Genomic DNA, 19,418 nt, shown 5'->3' on the forward strand with positions numbered 1-19,418 from the left:
CCAGCGGACCGGGCTAAACGGCAACAGTCTTCCCCCTCTTTTTGCACGCTCATGCGCGGGTCGTCGTCCTCCCCACCCGAGCCCAGGCCGAAAAATTCCCATCGCAGGGGCGGCGCATGTCCCGCGGGCCGGGCAGCATCCTGGAAACCCAGGATGAATCATGCCCGAGGCCGGCTACAAAGTAACAATTTCGACTTCCGAGGGGCGCGCCGAGGTCGGCTCGCTGCGCCAGTCTATGGACTCCTTGACGGATGCAACCAAGCGATCCGCCGAGCAGCAGGCGCAGTGGAATGTCCGCATGGCCCAGCAAGACGTCATCAAAGGCGTCACTGGGGCTATCGGGGTCTACCGGAAAGCCGTCGAAGACCTCGCAAAAATCCAGGGCGTTGCCGAGAAGGAAGTCAAGGCCCTTGGCGATCGGGCTGCACAGAACGCGGCCCAAATGCGCGAGGCCGCTTCCGGCACAAGCATCCTGACACAGTCTTTCGGGACACTGGTTACGCAAGTCACGGCCCTGGCTGGGGCTTATGTCTCCCTGCGCGGCGCTTCGGCCTTCATCGCTGAGTCCACCACCCAGGCCGCCCGTTATGACACGCTCGGCGTCGTCATGCACACGGTCGGAGAAAACGCCGGCTACGCGGCCTCGGAGCTCAATACCTACCAGACTTCCCTGGAGCGCACGGGCATTTCCATGCTGGCCTCCCGCCAGTCCGTCTCGCAGATGATCCAGGCGCAGATGGATCTTTCGTCCGCTACGAAGCTGGCCCGGTCCGCCCAGGACGCCGCCGTCATCGGCAACATCAATTCCTCGGAAGCCTTCGGCCGGATGACCACGGCCATCCAGACGGCGCAGCCGGAAATGCTGCGCACCATGGGCATCATCGTCAATTTTGACGAAGCCTATCGGAAATACGCCCGCACCATTTCCACCACCACGGATGCGCTTACCGAAAACCAGAAGATGCAGGCCCGCGTTTCCGCGACCATGGAGGCGACGAGAGCGATTGCCGGGGCTTATGATTCGGCCATGGGGACAGCGGGGAAGCAAGCGCTCTCTCTGGAGCGGTATTGGGAGAATTTCAAAGTCGATCTGGGTAAATCGTTTCAGCCTGCTTACAAATCTCTCATCGAGGGAACAACAGAAGCTCTGAAGGATTTCACGGTAGTTGTAAAAGACAAGTCCTTTCAGGAGAGCATGAGGCAGTGGGCTGACAGCCTTGGCACTGTTGCGAAAGCCATGGTTGAGATAGCGAAATGGGCTGGAATACGTTCCCAGGTCGGCACGCTTACTGAAGGGAAAAAACTTCTTGATGAAGGTCGCGTTGGTACAGACTGGTGGAAAGAGTTTACCAGCGGTGACCTTCTCGATTTTTCGGGGAAAAACAGCTGGAGCGGCTACAATAACGCCCTGAAACGGCAACAGATGGTCGACGAGGCCAAGAAAGGCCTTGAGGCCCAGCGCCGTGACTGGCTTGCCCTCAATTGGGGCTACGTCCCTGGCGAGACCTCTGCCCCTGGCGATTCTCCCTACACCTCCGATATCCCGAAATCCGGCGAAATCGGCAAGCTCTACCAAGCCCAGCAGACACGCGAGGCCTACGACCTCAAAGACACCATCTCCAGGTATCTCGAGAAAAACAAGGGATACCAGTCAACGTCCGACCTCCTCGATGAGGCCACCAAGACATGGACCGGTGAGCGCGCCAACGCCTCCCGGGCACAATCTCTGGCCCAGGCCATGGGCGATTCGCAAATGTACGCCGACGCCCAGAAGATGCAGGCTGAAGCGGACCAGAAGCTTATCGAGACGCGCCGGCAGCTCCTCAAGGTCAACGAGGACATGCGGCGGTCGATTCAGTCCATGGCATCCTCTGTTCAGGCCGAACAGGCCGAGCTTGCCGGGGACAAATACCTTTCCGAGCGCATCAAGGCTGTCCAGTCCTACCGGGACGAGCTCGCGCAACTCACGGACCGCATGGCCACCTACAAGGGCGAGGATAAGGATGCTCTGGAGTCATCCGGCCGCCGGTGGGTTCAAGAAAAACTTCGCATCTCCGAAGCCCGCATCGAACTCGACCGATGGAAAGACACCCTCTCCACGGTCGGCGACCTCATGTCCGACCTTGGCCGTCTGTCCGGCTCCCCGGAGGCCTCCTACCAGGGGGCCATGTTCAAGCTCAAGGCGCAGTACCAGGACGCCTCCGATCAGGCCAAGGCCCTGGGCATCAGCCAGGACCTTGTCGATCAGGCCTACACGCTCAAGGCCCGGGAAGCGTGGCAAGAGTCCTACAAGGGCCTCACCACCATCGACGGCAGCGCCTTCGACGCCCGCCGAGCCATGCTCTCGCGCGAGGTCGAGGACTTCCGCAAGGCCGGCGCGGACGAAACCGCCCTTCGCATCTACGCAGCCCAGAAAGCCGAGGACATCGCCCGAGACGAACTCCAGACCCGGCAGGCCTACGCCGGCAGCTTCACGGATTTCCTGCGCGGACAGGTCAACATCGAGCTTGGCCTGTACCAGGGCGCACACAGCCGGGAGCTTCAGGAGTGGCAGGACTACTACAACGACCTGAAGCAGCTCGGCCAGGGCTGGATGGATACCATGAAGTCCGGCCTCGTGGACCTCATTGACGGGGCTGTGACCGGAAAAGGCGAGGACGCCTGGAAGAACATGCTGGCCAACATGCGGCGGCAGTTCATCCAGTTCGCCGTGGACCTCGCCATGGATTGGGCCAAGGCGAACGTGTTCAAGCCGGCGCTCGGGGGCATGCTCGGCATCAGCAGCAACGAGACGGCCACGAAGACAGTCGAGGGTGCGGCCCGCGGGCTCGCCTCCCAGGCCGTCAGCGCGCCGAGCAGCGAATCCGTTTTGGCCTGGCTCGGCCAGGGTGTGCCGACCTACACGCCGTCGTTGGCCGAGGAAATCACAGCCCCGGCGAAGCAGGCGGCGGGAGCCGTCAGCAAGGCAACCGGCGGCATGTCCGCCTACCTCCCCGAAATCAAAAAGGCGGCCGACTGGTACGGCCTGCCCCCACAGCTCATCCAATCGATGGTCTACCACGAGAGCCGGGGCAACCCCAATGCCGTCTCGGGCAAGGGGGCCATGGGGCTCATGCAGCTCATGCCCGGCACAGCCCGGGAAATGGGCGTGGATGCCGCCAACCCCGTGGAGAATATCTGGGGCGGCACGAAGTTCCTGGCCATGATGAAGGAGCGTTATGGGGGCGACCTGAACAAGGCTCTTGCTGCTTATAACGCCGGCCCTGGAGCGGTTGACGCAGGCACGGTCCCGTCCTCCACGTGGAAATACAACGAAAAAGTTTTTGCGGATGCCGTGGCTTACCGGAGCCATGGCGCGGCAGACCTTTCTTCCGTCGCCGCCCTCCCGGGGCATCATCTCGAGAAGCTGAACCAGACCTTTGCCGACAGCCTTGGGAGCATGGCCAAGGACTTCGAACAGATCACGGGCGAAAAGCTCCGCCTCACGGATGGATTCCGCACCCGGGCGCAGCAGGAGGAGGCGTACCGGAACAAGCCCAATCTGGCAGCCCGGCCTGGCTACTCCATGCACGAATACGGCTATGCCGTGGACATCGATTCCGCGCAGGCCAAACAGGTCATTGACCTCATCAACCAGGGAAGGCTGGATGCCCACGGCCTGGATTATTTGCGTGGGCGCACCAAAACCGAGCCCTGGCATTGGCAACTCGCAGAAACATACTCGCGCCAGGAGGAAATCAGGAACGGCTCGTTTGTCGCTGGCTCCCAGCCCTACGGACCCGCCGGCGAGGAAGGCACACGCGCCGTCGCCTCGGCCGCCTCCTCCTACGGCCTGCTCGGCGTCAACTTCGGCCAGCTTGGCGCGCAGTCGATCCTTTCCAAGATCGACACGCGGGGCGGCATCTATTCGGCCCTGACCGGCGACAGCGCCTCCTACGCCTGGAACACCTCGAACGTCACACAGGCCAGCGACATGGGCTCCTCGTTCTGGACCGCGCCCACCGGCTCGAACGTGTGGGACGTCTCCACCTCTTCGAGCGCCCTTTCCGGCCTGTCGTCCACCGACGCCACCACGGCCGCCAAGCTGGTGGCCATGGGCATGTCGCCGGATCAGGCGGTCACGCTGGTCACGGGCGCGTCCGGCGGCTCCTCGACTGCCCAGGCCGTCAACAGCCAGACGGCCCAGCAGGGGACGAACTTTAACGCTTCGGATTTGCTCAAGAACGCCGGGAGCGGCTCATGGGTGGACTCGCTCAACCAGTGGGGATTTGAAAATCTCGGCATCGGCAGCATCACCGGCGAGCAGGTTGGGAACTCTGTCCCCGCCTTCCAGGGCATGAACGCCACAGGCTGGACCGGATCGACGGCCGGTCTTGGCACCATCGCCGCGGGCGCCCTAACCGGGGCGACCACGGGCTTTGGCATTTCGAGCCTCATCTACCCGAACGGCACCGGGACCATGGGCGGTACGCTCGGCGGCCTTGCTGGCGGCGCGCTTGGCTCGGCCCTGCTCGGCAGCACCATCGGCGGCCCCATTGGCGGCATTGTCGGTGGCCTGCTCGGGTCCGTCCTGGGCGGCAGCGAAACCAAAACGACCGAGAAGACGGGGTCGGGCGTAACCGTCAACATCACCAACGGCAACGTCTCCCAGCAGGGCTACAGCACCTACCGCACGACCACGTCGGGCATGTTCGGCTCGACCAGCACGAGCCATTCCAAAAGCTACGACACCGTAGGTGATCCGGAGCTTGAATCGGCCTTCCGGTCGGCGCTCGATTCTTACACGGCGCAGAACTGGCGATCCTCGGTCAACATGGGGATTTCGACCTCGGCGCTCAAGTCTTTTTCGTTCCCGTTCGACTTCGACATCGACTCGGAAAATGCCAGCTTTGCGGCAAAGGCCGTGGCCAACTATCAGGCCTACCAAATCCTGGATTCGGCAGGGATTCGGGGAGAAGTGGACGATGTGCTCAAGAGCGGCGAAGTCTACGTAGACGCGCTCAAGCGCATTTCCGACGCATACAACGCCGGCTCCATCGCGGCGGCTGCCGCCGGCACCAGCCTGGAGAAGCTGTCCGGCACCGTATCCACGGTTTTCCAGGGGGATTGGTTCTCCGACGTGGCCGACCTCCTTGGCGGCACGAGCCAAGCCAGCAGCGCTTTTTCGACCTATGTCCAATACGGCCTCTCCAAGACCCAGGCTGTGGATTACGCCCTTTCCGCCTATGCCGGCGGGGCCGGATCGGCCATCGCACAGATGGGCGACGCTTCCGTCAACATGGGGAACTTCTGGGGCAAGTACCAGGAGGCCATGAACACCGGGAACATGAGCGCCGACCAGTTCGCGCTCTGGGCCAACGCCGCTTCCTACATGTCCTCCTACTCGGACACGCAGTATCAGGCGCTCGACCTCATGCAGACGATCAACAACGTCCGCATTGCCCAGCTCAAGGAAGAAATCACCGAGGTCCAGAACGTCAAGGTCATGGTGGACGGGCTGAATACGTCCGTATCTTCGGCCTATTCCACCTACAAAAACTTGTACGACACGCTGACGTCCTCGGTCCAGTCGATCACGTGGAGCTCGTCGCTTTCCACGAACACGCCTACGGCGACATTCAAGCAGCAGCAAGCCTACTATAACCAACTAAAAGCCAAGGTACAGGGCGAAGATTCGAGCAGCCTTACCTATTCGTCGGACGTCTCGAAGTTGTCGAGCTTCAGCCAGACGTATTTGCAGACGGCGAAATCGTACTACGGCGCGTCGTCACAATACTACAAGATTTACAATGAAGTGACTGGGACTCTTACTAACCTTCAGTCTTCAACCAAAACCGAGCTCGATTACCTCTCCGAGCAATTGCAGGCTCAATACACGGTCATCAACCAGAATCAGGCACAGATCGACCAGTTAACCCTGGCCAACACGAACCTCCAGATCCTCGGGGCCGGGCTGGATGGGCTCGGCACGGACATCTCGAGCGGCCTCTCCGCGATTCTTTCGTCCATGGGCTCGTCTTACGAGTCCACATGGGAAAGCTCTGTTGCCTCGGCCATGCAGGCCTACGCCGACGCCTATGCCGCCACCACGGCTTCCCTGTCCACGACAGCCACGGTGGACACGTCGTCCCTCACCAGCACGGACTGGTCGTCGCTCTCCTCACTGACCGGCTACGCCACGGGCGGCGACCCCGCGGCCGGGGAATGGGCCTACGTGGGCGAGAGCGGCCCCGAACTCGTGCGATTTGGCAAGGACGCCCGAGTCTACAACGCCAACGAGACGAAAGCGATCCTGGCGGCCAAGGACGGCGGCAGCAAGGCGACCGTGGCCGCGTTGCAGCAGAACATGCAGGTCCTTGGGGCCGGCTTCTCGGCGCTCATGACCAAATTCGACGCGCTCATTTCCGAGAACAGACAGATGCGGATTGTGGCCGAGCGGCAGAGGGCGAAATGATCGAGCTCATCAAGGTCTTTCTCATGGAGGTGACGGTCCTCAACCCCAAGACTCGCGAGCAGTCCATTCTGCACTTCTCTTCGGGCGGCGGCGGCTATGTGACCGACCCGACCGATAACCCTGCCAACACGTGGTATGAGCCCCGGATCAAGATCCCCCTGAATTGGGAATCCAAGGTCTTCTCGGATGGGCTCACCGCCGGCGGCGGCGACGGCGGGTACGGCACAGCGCAACTGATGAACCATGATGGTTTTTTTGACGACTTCATGGGGCACTGCTTTGACGGCCAGCAGGTGCGTCTGCTCCTGGGTTGGAATGGGAATCCCTATTCGACGTTCGCGGTCATCCTGACCGGCGTCATGTGCCAGCCGGAATTTACCTGGAACTACTGTAACATCAAGATCAGGGACTACTCCAAGTATTTCGACAAGGCCCTGAGCCAATACGTCTACCTGGGCAACAACGTCGCAGGGGCCGGCATCGAGGGGACCACGGACGACCTCATGGGCAAGACCAAGCCTCTTGCCTTCGGCCGCTGCTTCAACGTGACGCCGGCCAATGTCTCGGCCTCATATATGCTCTATCAGGTCCACAACGGACCAATCAAAGCCGTGGACGCGGTCTACACGGACGCCGTGGCGCTCTCGCTCGACACGGCCCATGGCGGCGACGGCAGCGGCGGGGCTGGCGATTTTGCCAGCATCGCTTCCTTGACGGCGGCCGACATCAGCGAGGGCACTTTTCAGACGTGCCTGGCCAAGGGGATTTTTAAAATCGCCGGCAGCGTCAGTTCCGGCATCACGGCCGACGTGCGCGGCTGCGCCCGGGGCGGCGTCTACGTGAACACGGTCGCCGGCATCCTGCGCCGGATCGTCGAGAGCTACGTTCGGCGCAAGCGCACGAACCTTTGCCCCAAAAGCGAGACATTCTCGGACTCCGGTTGGGTGGTCACGGGCATGGTCAAGGGAACCGCGGCTCCGACGCCGCCCCGAGTCGGTATGGGGACCATGCGCCTCACCGAGGATACCAGCACGGGCACGCACGGCCTTTCGCGCATTCTCGACCTGTCTACGGGCATGTATGCCGAGTCCATATTCATCCTCCCGGACGTGAACCGGAAACTGGTCCGCGTCCGGCTCTCGAACCCGGCCAACGCCGCCAACAACTGCCTTGCTGACATCGACTTGGCTTCCGGGTCCGTTCTCGTCAAGGAGGCCAACGGAACGGCCGTGGGGCCGCAGTATGAGGCCACAGGCTTCATCACTGACGGCGGAGTCTACGCCGAGGAAGACGGCTGGTCTCGCGTCTGGGTGGCCGGCCAGCCGGACGAGACGTTTTCCTCCCTCAAAATGGAGGTCGTCCTCCTTTCTGGGACGCCATCGAGCTACGTCGAGAGTTATGTCGGGGACGGCGTGTCCGGCTGCTGCGTGGCCGGGGCACAGATCGACGCGGATTCCTCACCCACGCTTTACACCGGCCCCACGGACACGGCCCCGGCCAGCGGCTACGACCCCGAGGTCGGCCCCGCGCTCAATGAGGCATCCTTCGCGGCCCTGGCCGCCTTGGGTTCTGCCGACTACGAGGTCGGCTACTTCATTCCCCCCGGGGACACGACGACCATTGCCGACGTAATGGCCGCTTTGGCAGCGTCGGCCGGCGTCTGGTGGGCCTTCAACCGCTCCGGAGAAATGATCGTGGGGCAACTGGCCCGGGCCGCGGCCGCAGCCTCGCCGGCGGCCACGTTCACGGCCTGTGAGATCATCCAGGATTCCTTCGACAGGAGCGCCCCCTACGACACGGACGACGGCGTGCAGGCCTACCGCGTGGCGCTCCAGGCGGTGAAGAACTGGACCACGCAACAGAAAAGCGCCGTGGCCACATTCCTCTGGACGGACAACCCGACACGCGTGGATTGGCTCGGGAAGGATTTCCGCGAGGTGCGAGCGGAGGATCTTACGACCCTGGCGAACCATCCTCTCGCCTGCGAGATCCAGGTCACGACTTACATCACCAACCAGACGGACGCGCTTGCCGAGGCGAAGCGCCTGCTCGCCTACTACAGTGACCGCCTGGACCGGTTTTCGTTCAAGGTGCCGATGAGCGAGGCCGCTACGTTGGTGATCGGGGATGTTGTCGCCATCCAGTATGCGCGTTTCGGCCTTGATGCCGGCAAGAACTTCATCCTGGTCGGCATCACCGAAACGCACGAGATCGGCACGGCGACCCTGGAGGTGTTGGGGTAATGGCCAACTGCTTGATTTGCTACCCCAACCATGCGGACTCGGGGACGTTGACTGGCGAGGGGTGGACCGAGGCGCTCCCTGTCACGAACTTGCAAACGCGGTTCCTGGGCCAGGTCGCCCGGACCACGAGAACCACCCTGTTCTCCCCTGCCGTCGCGCTCCCGGACGGCGACCAGTGTAGCGCCGTCATCCATGTCGATTTCGGCCGGCTGCGCTACCTGTCCGCTCTGGCTCTTTGCAATCACAACCTGACGCGCCGGGCGCAGGCGCGCGTTATTCTTTGGGCGGATGCCGCTCAAACAACAGTAAGAGAGGACTTCGGCTGGCAGCCCGTTTGGCCTCGATGGTTCGACACGGTCCAACTCCGCTGGGGGGATGACAACTTCTTATACGGTCAAGTTTCTGATGAGCAAATCGGACAGGTAAAGCGGATATACCTGTTTATGCTCAATTCAAACGGATTCGCAGCAAATGCCACAAGCGTTCAATACGCCAGCATATACCTTTCCGATAGCGAAAATGTGAAAGGGTATTTGGAGGCTGGACGCCTTTATATGGCCGAGGATTGGAGCCCTAGACACAACATGATTTACGGGGCGTCCCTCTCCTGGGTTGACCCTTCAATTGTTGATTCGGCTCTCGACGGGACGAAGTGGTTTGAAAAGCGGACAAAAAGCAGACTGGCAGTATTTCAGCTAAAATACATGCGGCCTGTCGAGGGCGTCAATAAGGCGCTTCTTTTGACGCAGCTTGCCGGGATAACCGAAGACGTCTTGTATATTTTTGATCCCTCCGACGCGCAACTCATGCAGCAACGATCATTCGTTGGACGCCTGTCTGAACTGAGTCCGCTCGAATGGTGGATGTTTGGCCTCACTTCTATGGCATTCAAAATTGAGGAGACCATCTAATGGCTGTAACTCTTGCCGCCACCGCCAATGAAAGGTTATCCCTTGGCTATAATGGCACCGGAACTGGCTTGTGCGGCTACAACGGCCAGCCATACAACGGGACACTCAACCCCGGCGGCATGGATGGCAACGGCGTTGCGGTCAACTGGATCCACATGTGCGCCGACTTAGTCGAGCTTGGTATCATAACGGCCGCGCAAGCCACTCTCGCCGCCGCCGCCGCCGACCGCCAGCAAGCCTGGGGGCCAGTCTGGGCCGCCAACATGGGGACCGTCACATACGTCAACGCCACGCGCTGCACCGTCGATACGACCGGGACAAACCTCACGGTGGGCACACACGTCCAGGCAGACTGCGGAGCGGACGGGTATAAATTCGGCGTCGTCTCTGGGGCCAGCGAGTCCGGTGGCGTCACGACGGTCGATTTCTCGTGGTTTGGCGGCGGTGCGCTGACGTCGAATTTGAAATCCATCACGACCATCGACGAGTCGCGCATGGTCTACGTGGTAGACCTGGAGACGCCGGTTGCGGCTGCTGCCGGATCGGCTGCGACGGCGTTGGCGTCCAAAACCGCCGCCGCCGCCTCGCAGGTCGCCGCCGCATCATCCCAGGTTGCTGCCGCTGCGTCGGCCGCCCTCGCCGCCAGCTACGTTGCCGGAACCGACCCCGATCAGCTCGTGCGCGCGGGAGACCTGGGGACAGCCGCATGGGTTGACCAGACATGGCTTTATGCCGCGACGACATGGAACGCGCCATCAGTCGCCAGCGGGGCGCAAACATCCACGACTGTGGCCGTTCCCGGGGCGGACGTAGGAGATTACGCATTAGTCTCTTGTGGTACGGCTCTATCGGGATTGGGGCTGCGCGGCGAGGTCACGGCCCAGGACGTGGTGACGCTCTACCTGTCCAACGTCACAGGCACCGCTGTTGATCTTGCGTCCGCCACCTACTACGTCGCCGTCCTCAAGCGCATTGCAGCGAGGTAATGCAATATGAGCTATCCAGCCCCCATCCTCAATCTTGATTTTGTCAATGCGAAACAACTGGCGCATCCAACCGTTGCGTTTTCTCGCGCCTCAATCGGCTCCTATTTCGACTCCTCGGGCATCCTGCGATACGCGCGTTCTGGTGTCCCACGCTTCGACCATGACCCGCTGACTGGTGTATGTAAGGGCCTCCTTGTGGAATCGTCTGCCACAAATCTGGACACGTATTCCGATGAATTTGACAACGCCGTATGGACAAAATCCCTTTGTAGCGTCGCTGCTGACAGTTCCACTGCGCCAGACGGCACGACAAGCATGGACAAGATTGTCGAGAGCACGGACAACGGATTCCATGCCGTGTCACGTACTTTTACAATTGCCACCGGTAACGGGGTTGTGTACTCGGTTTTCGCGCGGAAAGGGGAGACATCTGTATTACAGATCAATTTCAATTCTGGAGCTGATGTCATCTATGCACGGTTTGACCTTGCTGCGGGCACCATCCTTGTCGATGCGACGTGTGATGGATCAGGGGCGATATTTTCAAACTACAAAGCGTATATAAAAGACTGCGGGAATGGCCGTTACCGTTGCATCATTTACGCGCAAACAAATGCCACAACATCAATAACAGTTTATAACGCGCTATACAACGGCTCCTCAATGTATACTGGTGACGGCACATCCGGCCTCTACCTATGGGGTGCTAACTTGCAAAAATGGGTTGTTTATCCGTCGTCTTACGGCAAATCGACAACTTCAGCTGTTGTCCGCGCAGCCGACGTGTGCAGCGTGGATTTGACGAAGTTGGTAGGGCCGGGCGGAGAGGCGCTATGGGACGGGACGGAGGGGACGATTGTTGTCGATTTTACGGTAGGTCTACAGGTATCAAATGTACGTGCGATATCACTGCACTCTGGATCATCGTCTAATTGCATCGATATTGGTATTTTGGCAAACGGACAGTTAGTTTGCCGATCTACTGTTAATAGCTATGCCGAATCGTACCTTTTCCACGGAGTACCCGTAGCGAATACAAAATACAAAATAGCGTTTGCGTTTGCTGTTAACAATCAGGCTTCATCGTGCAATGGTGGGGCTGTAGTAACTGATTCTAGTTGTGGGGTGCCATCCGTCACGACACTGGAAATTGGGTCGTTGATTTCGGCGCTACAACTGAACAGCACAATCCGGTCTTTGCAGCTCTACAATCGTCGCCTTGCTGACGCCTACCTACCAGCGTTGTCTACCATATAGGAGTCATTGCCATGCAGTACGACATCTGCCTCAAATGCAACTCCCTGGCCGCGCTTATCGCCGCCCTCGCGCCCCACGGTCTGACGACTGAGGACGAGACTGGTGCGACCACCCTACTGACGGCCTCCCACGGTCATGCGCTTTGCTACGCCGGCCGTGTTGTTCAGACGCCGGCCGAGATCGACGCTGAGGGCATCGTCGTCACCGAGGCTGTCTACTGGCCCGGCGAGTACGCCATCCTGCGGGCCGAGGAGGCGGTCCTTGACCAAATCGCCGAGGCGTCCCTGACGGGTGTGGTGGTGCTGGACGAGCCGCCGACCGGGTGCCCGACGTTTGGGGATTGGAGTCCCCGTCCTGCCGGGCCGTCGCTTGCCGAACTGAAAGACGCGGCGTGCTCGAGGATCGAAGCAAAGCGCCAAGAGCGTGAAAAAACGGATATCTGGATTAACTGGCCGGACGGAACCAAATCCATCATCCAAACCCGCGACGAGCGCGATTGGCGTAACATCAACGGCGTGGCTTCCCGGGGACTTTTTCGGCTCACGCAGGGGCTTACCGAGGAGGATTGGTTTCGCGACGCGGACAACGCAGACCACGCGCTCTTACCGCCCCAGGCGGTCGATATGGGCGCGCAAGCCGCTGCCGGGGTTTCCGCCCTGGCCAAAACCGCGCAGACGGCCAAAGACGCGATCAACGCCCCCACGGTAACAACTGAGGCTCAGGTGGCGGAAATCGAAGCCGGTATCGTTTGGCCGGCAAACTAGGAGACAATTATGGCGACATATCCCGCTGTAGGCGTCGGCCCCACCCGCGTCAGCGACTACAGTTTCACGCTCCCCGGCGACGTCACGCCCTTCTGGACGCGCCGTCGTAGTGTGCTGGCAAAAACGACGGACGGAACGCCTACGACTGGCATAACGGTGCTTACGTCCTCGTACAACGACACAACGGCGCTGACGACGATCACAACAACCGGGGCGGCATTGCCTTCCCCGCTGGTTTCCGTTGCGCCTGGGCAAATTGTTAGCAATGCGCCGCTGGTTGCGTCGGACGATGCGGACGACGGCAATTGTGTGTTGCTTGGCGACGGAGATTTCGTAAACCCGATCTTGTATAATCAAATTTGGGGGTAGTTATATGGCCGTCATGTCGAAAATCCCTTTTTCCGGCGCGTCCGCATCGTTTGCGCCTATTGCGGTCGGTACATCCGCTGCTACGATACACACCGGGACGTCCACGGCGGGGTATATTGACGACATGTGGTTGCACGCCACGAATACCACAGCCGCGCCGATCCGGCTGACACTCTCCTATGCCGGCGTCACCGTCTATTTCGATGTACCCCCGGCGGGTTCTTTGCCGTCTCGTATTTTTGACGGCATCCCTATCGCTAACAGTGGGACGTTGACAGCCCTTGCTGCATCCGCTGGACTCTCCCTTTTTGGATGGGTCAACCGATACAAAGCGAGCTAGAACATGGCACGTCGGAATAGCATATCATCAACAGCGCAGCAGCCGCTTGTAACATGGGAGGCTGTTTCTTATGCCTCCCCCAATTCGTTCACTGTTGCCGGTCGCAACGCAACGTCGGATTACGCCATTGGTACTGTTGTCAAGGACTTTTCTGGTCGTTTTGCATCCGTCGTGTATGCGTCGTACAATGGGACAGACACGACTGTCTTGCTGTCTGACGACGTTTGCTTTTCTGGTATGACGCGCATTGGCCGCGCCACCAAAATAATCGGCCCAAACGCCTGCGTCGGGGGGACTCCGATTGCGGGGGGGTATCACTCCGCACAGTATGCCCAAGGGTACGCATTTGATGGGCGGTTCGACACGTGGTTTTTGTCCACGCAAGTCGATATTGGTGTGGCAGGGGAGGCGTGGATTGGCTATACGTTTGCCGCAGCAAAAAAAATCCGCTGGTTTGCAATTGTCCAAGCGAATTACGCGGCCGGCATTACATCATCAATCGCCGCAGTAAACTTGCAATACTACAATGGCTCTACATGGGTAAATGCACCAACATACAATTACGCACTCAACGCGATTGCCGGCGTCCCCGAAATGCGCGTCCAGGCGGCGCACAGCTACTCGTCAACGCAGTGGCGACTGCTCGCCGCCGCCAACGTCGTCACGACGGGGTGCAAATGGGGCGTCATAGATGTGAGGATGGGGGAGTAGCCGGCGTGGCTCATGGATATCGACCCGGCCGCCCTCCCCTCCGTCGAGGCTTTTCTTTTCCCGCTCTCCCCGCTATGCGGCCCCATGCCGCCCCACCGCTCCCCTTTCGACCCCTTGGCCTGGCTGGCCAGCAAGGACACCGAAGCCTTCCTCGATCCTGCCGGGGAAGTGCGTCTCCGCTTTGGCCAGTTCGTCCGCCAGGAGGATCGGGAGCGCATCCGGCGCGTGATCGGGCGGTGGTATCTGTCCCTGCTCCGGCTGCAACTGGACGGTACAGCAACTCATGGCGGCGGGACGGCTGCGGATCGGGAGGGATGGGCGGTATGTGATTGTGGGGTGACGGCCGTCGTGGTATTCGAACCCACATACCGAGTCGCCGCCCTCCTCCCCTGCCCCCTTCAAAACACGTTTGGGGCAAAAAATGGGGCAAAATCTGGATAGCTTCACGCACTCGCCATTATATTGCAGCATGTTGACGCAATAGTTCGAATCCCACCCTCTCCGCCAATCAACAAAATCAACTAGTTACACCTCCACACGGCGAACCCTCGTCATCCTTTCCGTGCGTCAAAAATCGCCCTTTGGGGTGCGCATTACCGCATCCCGGCGATCGCTCGGCTATACAGCCCCAAAAACTTTCCCCATGGGGCGGCGCCATCGACATGATGCTCCCCAGGACCGGAAATCCGAGTCGACACCCCATTGTTCAAAACCACGAAGCGGATACGGGGGGGGTCACCGGGCACTGAGACCAGGGTTTGACGGGAGCGCACGAGGCGCAAACGCGCCCTCCGGGCCAGCCATCAAACCGGTTTTGAGCTCCTCTGCCAAACGGGCGTTGCCATAAGCACTCAAGTGTGCGCAATCCTCGGCAAAGAACGAGGGTTGACCCGGCAGATTGGTGGATAGCGCCGCATCGACGTCGCGGATCATTTTCACACAAGTGCCATCGAGGATGTCCGTAATATCCCTGCTGATGCGCCCACCGCCAAGGATGAAGGCATAAACCGGAATACCGTTTGCCGTGGAACAAATCCTCTCGAATACCCGCTTCGTGGTATCCAAGGAGCGGAGATAGGCCGGCACATCCTGTCCTTTTTCAATATGATTTTCAATGGATACTTTATTGAATTTAGCCAGCAGCGCCATTTGTAAATTGTGCTGAATAGCCAGTATGATCTGTGAATGATTGTCGAATAGCCTTCCGAGGCCATCAAGAAAAGTTTGTGTCCAGTGATACGCTGGAGTGGCCATGACAATGGATCCGTCTTTGGAGAGATAGGGGCGAGCATGATAGTTATTATTGATTACACTTTGCCTCTCGAGTTCGTAGTCGTTATTAATTACATCATTTATGTGCAACTGCACGAGAATGACATCCGGATCGATCCGGGGCAGTGACTCCTCCAACAGGAGTGCTTCTTGTAAACTGCCGTATCCGCCGCCACCTGCCGCGAACACCGCACAACCGAGCAGATTCCCGAGCACTGCCGTATAGGTCTGTCCATCCGAAACATCACGGTTCAGGGTGAAGGAATCACCGACGACCAGAAGTTTCCTGGAGGCGGTGAGGTCACCGAAATCACGGAAGCCCATGGCGGCCGTATGCATGTCTATGGTCACAGGCTGCCCGGCACAGTCCTTGGATTGACGCATGGCCTTGTAGCCGGGGCGCACACGCCAGCCAAGTACTGGATCGTCCTGGTAGAGCCCTGGCATGTCCCAGCGCAAGGGGATACCATTGTGCAGCCTGAAAACAATCTCCGCAACGACAAAGCCTGCCACCACAACGACCAGACAAATGATCGTGCACAGCAATGCCTGCGCTTTGCCGTGACGCGGCTTGCCTTCTTCTATTTTCGACGGTTCCATGTGCATGTTTCTCCAAAAAAGCGCTCGACCCGGCTACAAGACCCCATATCCGGTTATTGCAGAAGCCGAGAAGCGGGGAGACTGAGGAACCCCGTGGAGATCCTGGTCGAGCTCTTGATATTTTTACAGGATAGGCTGGCAGACTATCTCTTGCCACAGCCCCGGACAGGGCGTTTACACTGTTTCGTGAAGCTCCCGCAACCTGTCGGTTGTGCCCGCTTCGCCAAACCGCGCTCGGCCCTAGGCACGCGCCCGCACATGGGCTATCCTCGACGCGCGCCCCGGCGGATGGGGCTTGGGGCCGCAGGAAGCGCACGGAACAATCCGTTTCCCCTTCTGCAACCGCAATAAAGAAACGAGGCTGTAGCATGTCGCAACATCGCCACTTCCGCTCCCTTGCACGTGTCTGGGCCGTAGCGTTCGCCTTCGCGGCCGCCCTCCTCTGCGCAAGCGTCATGACGCCCGGTCTTGCGCGCGCCGAGGACCCGGGCAGGCCCACCGGCTACGCCAACATGGAATTCGGCCAGGGGGGATTCATCCTGAGCGCCAGCGGCGGCAAGGGGACGCTCACGTTCAAGGGACGGAAATACGCGTTCAAGGTCGGGGGCCTCGGCATCGGTGGCATCGGCGTCTCGAAAATCACCGCCGTGGGCGACGTCTACCGCCTGCACCGCATCGAGGACTTTCCAGGCGTCTTTTTCCAGGCCCACGCGGGCTACGCGGCCGTCGAGGGCAAGGGCGTGCAGTGGCTCGAGAATTCAAACGGCGTCATCATGAAGCTGCGCGCCACCACCAAGGGCGTCTCGCTCAACCTCGGCGCGGACGGGCTCAAGATCGAAATGGGCCCGATCAAGCACAGCAAGCCCAGGGGCTAGCCGCATTGCAAAGCCCCCTTCCCCACAGGCCCGCAGCCGGAGGAAGGGGGCTTTCCCCATGCGCCGCATGCCGTCGCGGCACGCCGCTTCTTCACCGCGTCATGCCGCAGGGTCTCCCGCGCGCAAAAGCTCCCGCACCGCAGCGGCGCTGTCGGCGGCAAGGGCCTTGCCGGCCAGGGCGCGGCAGGCCTCCCCATCCGTCGCGCGGATCGCGTCCTTGACCCCCGCCACGGCCGATCCGGCCATACTCAGTTCCTTGAGCCCGAGCCCCAGAAGCAGCGGCGCGGCGAGCGCCTCCCCGGCCAGTTCGCCGCACATGGCGACCGGGATGCCCGCTGCCTCGCCCGCACGGCAGGTCATGGCGATCATGCGCAATACAGCCGGATTGAGGCTGTCGCACAGCGTCGCGACTGCGGCGTTGCCCCGGTCCGCAGCCATGACGTACTGCGTCAGGTCGTTGGTGCCGATGCTGAAAAAATCGCACAGCGGGGCCAGCCTGTCGGCCACGGCCACGGCGGCGGGCACCTCGATCATGATGCCGGTCTTGACCGCGCCGGGCACGGCAAGCCCGGCGGCGGCGAGTGCGTCGCGCTCCTGCCTCTGCAACGCGAGCACGCCGACGAGTTCGGCCACGTCCGACACCATGGGATACATGATGCGGATGTCCGCCACGGCAGCCGCCCGCAGCAGCGCGCGTAACTGGGTGCGGAAAAGCCCGGGCCGGGCCAGGCAGAAACGCACGCCGCGTTCGCCGAGAAACGGGTTGTCTTCCTTTTGCGTCTCCAGATAGCGGATCGGCTTGTCGCCGCCGACATCCAGCGTGCGGATGACCACGGGCCTGCCCTGCATGGCGCTCGCGGCAGCGACGTAGGCCGCGTATTGCTCCTCCTCGCCCGGGGCCGCGTCGCGCTCCTGAAAGAGGAACTCGGTGCGGAAAAGCCCCACGCCCTCGGCCCCGGCGGCCAGGGCCACGGCCGCCTCGGCAGGGCTGCCGATATTGCAGAATACCGGCACGGCCACGCCGTCGCGGGTGACGGCCGGCGCGCTCCCCCTGGCCCTGGCTTCGCGGCGCGCCTCGAGCCAGGATGCGCGTCTGGCGGCGATGTCCCCGCGCAGGGAAGGTTCCGGCGCGGCCCAGACCGTGCCCGTAAATCCGTCCAGCGCGATGACCTGCCCGTCCGCGATGCGCCCCAGGCAGCCGGGCGCGCCGATGACCGCCGGGATGCCCAGGGCGCGGGCGAGGATGGCCGCATGGGAGGTCGCGCCGCCGGCTTCGGTCACGATGCCAAGCGCGAGCTTCGCGTCGAGCCCGGCCACGTCCGAGGGCGCAAGGTCGTGGGCCACGACGATGGCTTCCCGCTCCTGGCGCAGGAGCGGCGCGGCGGCCCCGAGCAGGATGCGCAGCACCCGGCCGCCGCAGTCCCGGACGTCGGCGGCCCTGGCCCGCATATAGGCGTCGTCGAGCGCGCCGTATGCCGCGGCCGTCTCCTCGACGGTCTGCGACCAGGCGTAGGCGGCCTTGACCTTCTCCCCGCTGATGCGCGCCACGGCCGCATCGCGCAGGGCCGCGTCCGCGAGAATGAGGTCATGCACCGCGAAAATGGCGGCGCTGGCCTTGCCGGAAATCCGTTCCGTCTCCCGTTTGATGGCCTCGATCTCCGCACGCGCCGCGGCAATGGCCTGGTCCAGTTCGCGGATCTGCGCTTCGGGGTCGTCGCTGCCGCGACGCACGATCTCGGGCAGCTTCGCCCGGAGCACCCAGGCCGGCCCCACGGCATAGCCGGCGGAAGCGGGCGTTCCGGAAAAGACGTTTGCATCGGCCGGCTTGCCGGAGGCGGCAGCGTCCGCTGTCGGCGCGAGGGCGACATCCTCGTCGCGCTCGCCGAACCGGTCCGCGGCAAGCGCGCGAAGCGCGGCAACGGCCTCCGCCGCATCCGGCCCGGAAACCGTGAAGACGACTGTGTCGCCGTGCCTGACGGAAAGCAGGGCCACCTGGTTGATGCTCTTGGCGGAAGCGGAGGCTTCGCCCTTGGCGAGCCGGATTTCCGAGCGGAATTTCCCGGCGGTGGCGACGAGATTGGCCGCCGGGCGGGCGTGCAGGCCCAACGTGTTGGCGATGACGATTTCCAGACGCAGGGCGTCCTGCGGTGCGGCTTCCTGTTGCGCCTGCGCGGACGCAGCCGCTTCCTCTCCTGTGACGGGCGCAAGCTGGCGGATTTTCACTTCGATGGCCGTGGCCGCCTCGGCGCTTGCCTGGGCCAGGTCGGCCCCGGATGCGGCCTGCACCGCAGCCGCGACCGTGCCTTCCACCAGAGGCGCGGCGCAGAGCCGGACCCGCGCCTTGACGTCGTCGGCCAGAAAATCGAGGGCCGTTTCCGCGCTCATGAGCGCGCTGCCGAGGTCCATGACGACCAGCACCCCGGCGTCGGCCCGGGCGGCCACGGATTCGATGGCCGCGAGCACCTGCATCGGGTCCGTGCCGATGGGGTTTTCCGCGTCGTCGATGCCGCCGACGGCTTCCATGGGCACGGCACCCCGCGTCATCTGCGCGGCGAGTTCGAGCACGCCTTCGGCCAGCTTGCGGCTGTGGGAAACAATGACGATTCCGATCACGAAAAACTCCGGCACCCATCCCG

Annotated in this window: 12 protein-coding genes; 10 read left to right on the top strand and 2 right to left on the bottom strand. The window is 61.6% G+C overall.

Translation table 11 applies throughout. The features are described 5' to 3' along the window. Window positions 1-160: 160 nt before the first annotated feature. From Q368_RS26440 to Q368_RS0106500, 9 genes are all read left to right on the top strand, one after another. The gene (locus tag Q368_RS26440) at window positions 161-6,454 is read left to right on the top strand and encodes a transglycosylase SLT domain-containing protein (RefSeq protein WP_052360060.1); all 6,294 of its coding nucleotides are present in this window, start codon (window positions 161-163) and stop codon (window positions 6,452-6,454) included. After that, a complete protein-coding gene (locus tag Q368_RS0106465; protein WP_029458263.1) occupies window positions 6,451-8,697 on the top strand; it encodes a phage head spike fiber domain-containing protein in 2,247 nt (748 codons plus the stop codon). Before Q368_RS26440 ends, Q368_RS0106465 begins: the two co-directional genes overlap by 4 nt. Continuing rightward, window positions 8,697-9,608, top strand: coding sequence for a hypothetical protein (locus Q368_RS0106470; protein WP_029458265.1), 912 nt, complete (start codon window positions 8,697-8,699; stop codon window positions 9,606-9,608). Before Q368_RS0106465 ends, Q368_RS0106470 begins: the two co-directional genes overlap by 1 nt. Continuing rightward, a complete protein-coding gene (locus Q368_RS0106475) occupies window positions 9,608-10,594 on the top strand; it encodes a hypothetical protein (protein WP_029458267.1) in 987 nt (328 codons plus the stop codon). The genes Q368_RS0106470 and Q368_RS0106475 overlap by 1 nt, the downstream gene beginning before the upstream one ends. A 6-nt stretch (window positions 10,595-10,600) precedes the next feature. Beyond that, window positions 10,601-11,851, top strand: a complete 1,251-nt coding sequence (locus Q368_RS25595) for a phage head spike fiber domain-containing protein (protein ID WP_156955663.1) — start codon at window positions 10,601-10,603, stop codon at window positions 11,849-11,851. A gap of 11 nt (window positions 11,852-11,862) precedes the next feature. After that, window positions 11,863-12,615: a DUF4376 domain-containing protein gene (locus Q368_RS0106480; protein ID WP_029458268.1), complete on the top strand. Its 753-nt coding sequence runs from the start codon at window positions 11,863-11,865 to the stop codon at window positions 12,613-12,615. Window positions 12,616-12,624: 9 nt separating this feature from the next. Further along, window positions 12,625-12,984, top strand: a complete 360-nt coding sequence (locus Q368_RS0106485; protein WP_029458269.1) for a hypothetical protein — start codon at window positions 12,625-12,627, stop codon at window positions 12,982-12,984. Between the two features lie 343 nt (window positions 12,985-13,327). Continuing rightward, a complete protein-coding gene (locus Q368_RS23795) occupies window positions 13,328-14,035 on the top strand; it encodes a hypothetical protein (protein WP_156955664.1) in 708 nt (235 codons plus the stop codon). Between the two features lie 12 nt (window positions 14,036-14,047). After that, window positions 14,048-14,476 carry a hypothetical protein gene (locus Q368_RS0106500; protein WP_029458271.1) on the top strand — a complete coding sequence of 143 codons (429 nt, stop codon included), beginning with the start codon at window positions 14,048-14,050 and terminating at the stop codon, window positions 14,474-14,476. Between the two features lie 294 nt (window positions 14,477-14,770). Here Q368_RS0106500 and Q368_RS0106505 read toward each other — a convergent pair whose 3' ends face one another. Continuing rightward, window positions 14,771-15,907, bottom strand: coding sequence for an SGNH/GDSL hydrolase family protein (locus tag Q368_RS0106505; RefSeq protein ID WP_156955665.1), 1,137 nt, complete (start codon window positions 15,905-15,907; stop codon window positions 14,771-14,773). A gap of 368 nt (window positions 15,908-16,275) precedes the next feature. Between Q368_RS0106505 and Q368_RS23800 the strand changes: the two genes are divergently transcribed. Continuing rightward, window positions 16,276-16,782 carry a hypothetical protein gene (locus tag Q368_RS23800; protein WP_211249768.1) on the top strand — a complete coding sequence of 169 codons (507 nt, stop codon included), beginning with the start codon at window positions 16,276-16,278 and terminating at the stop codon, window positions 16,780-16,782. A gap of 99 nt (window positions 16,783-16,881) precedes the next feature. Here the strand turns inward: Q368_RS23800 and ptsP are convergent, their stop codons facing one another. Beyond that, window positions 16,882-19,395: a phosphoenolpyruvate--protein phosphotransferase gene (gene ptsP / locus Q368_RS0106515; protein ID WP_029458275.1), complete on the bottom strand. Its 2,514-nt coding sequence runs from the start codon at window positions 19,393-19,395 to the stop codon at window positions 16,882-16,884. Window positions 19,396-19,418 lie beyond the last annotated feature (23 nt).

Origin of the sequence: Solidesulfovibrio alcoholivorans DSM 5433 (genome assembly GCF_000702665.1) — a bacterium.
In the GTDB taxonomy this organism is placed as follows: domain Bacteria; phylum Desulfobacterota; class Desulfovibrionia; order Desulfovibrionales; family Desulfovibrionaceae; genus Solidesulfovibrio; species Solidesulfovibrio alcoholivorans.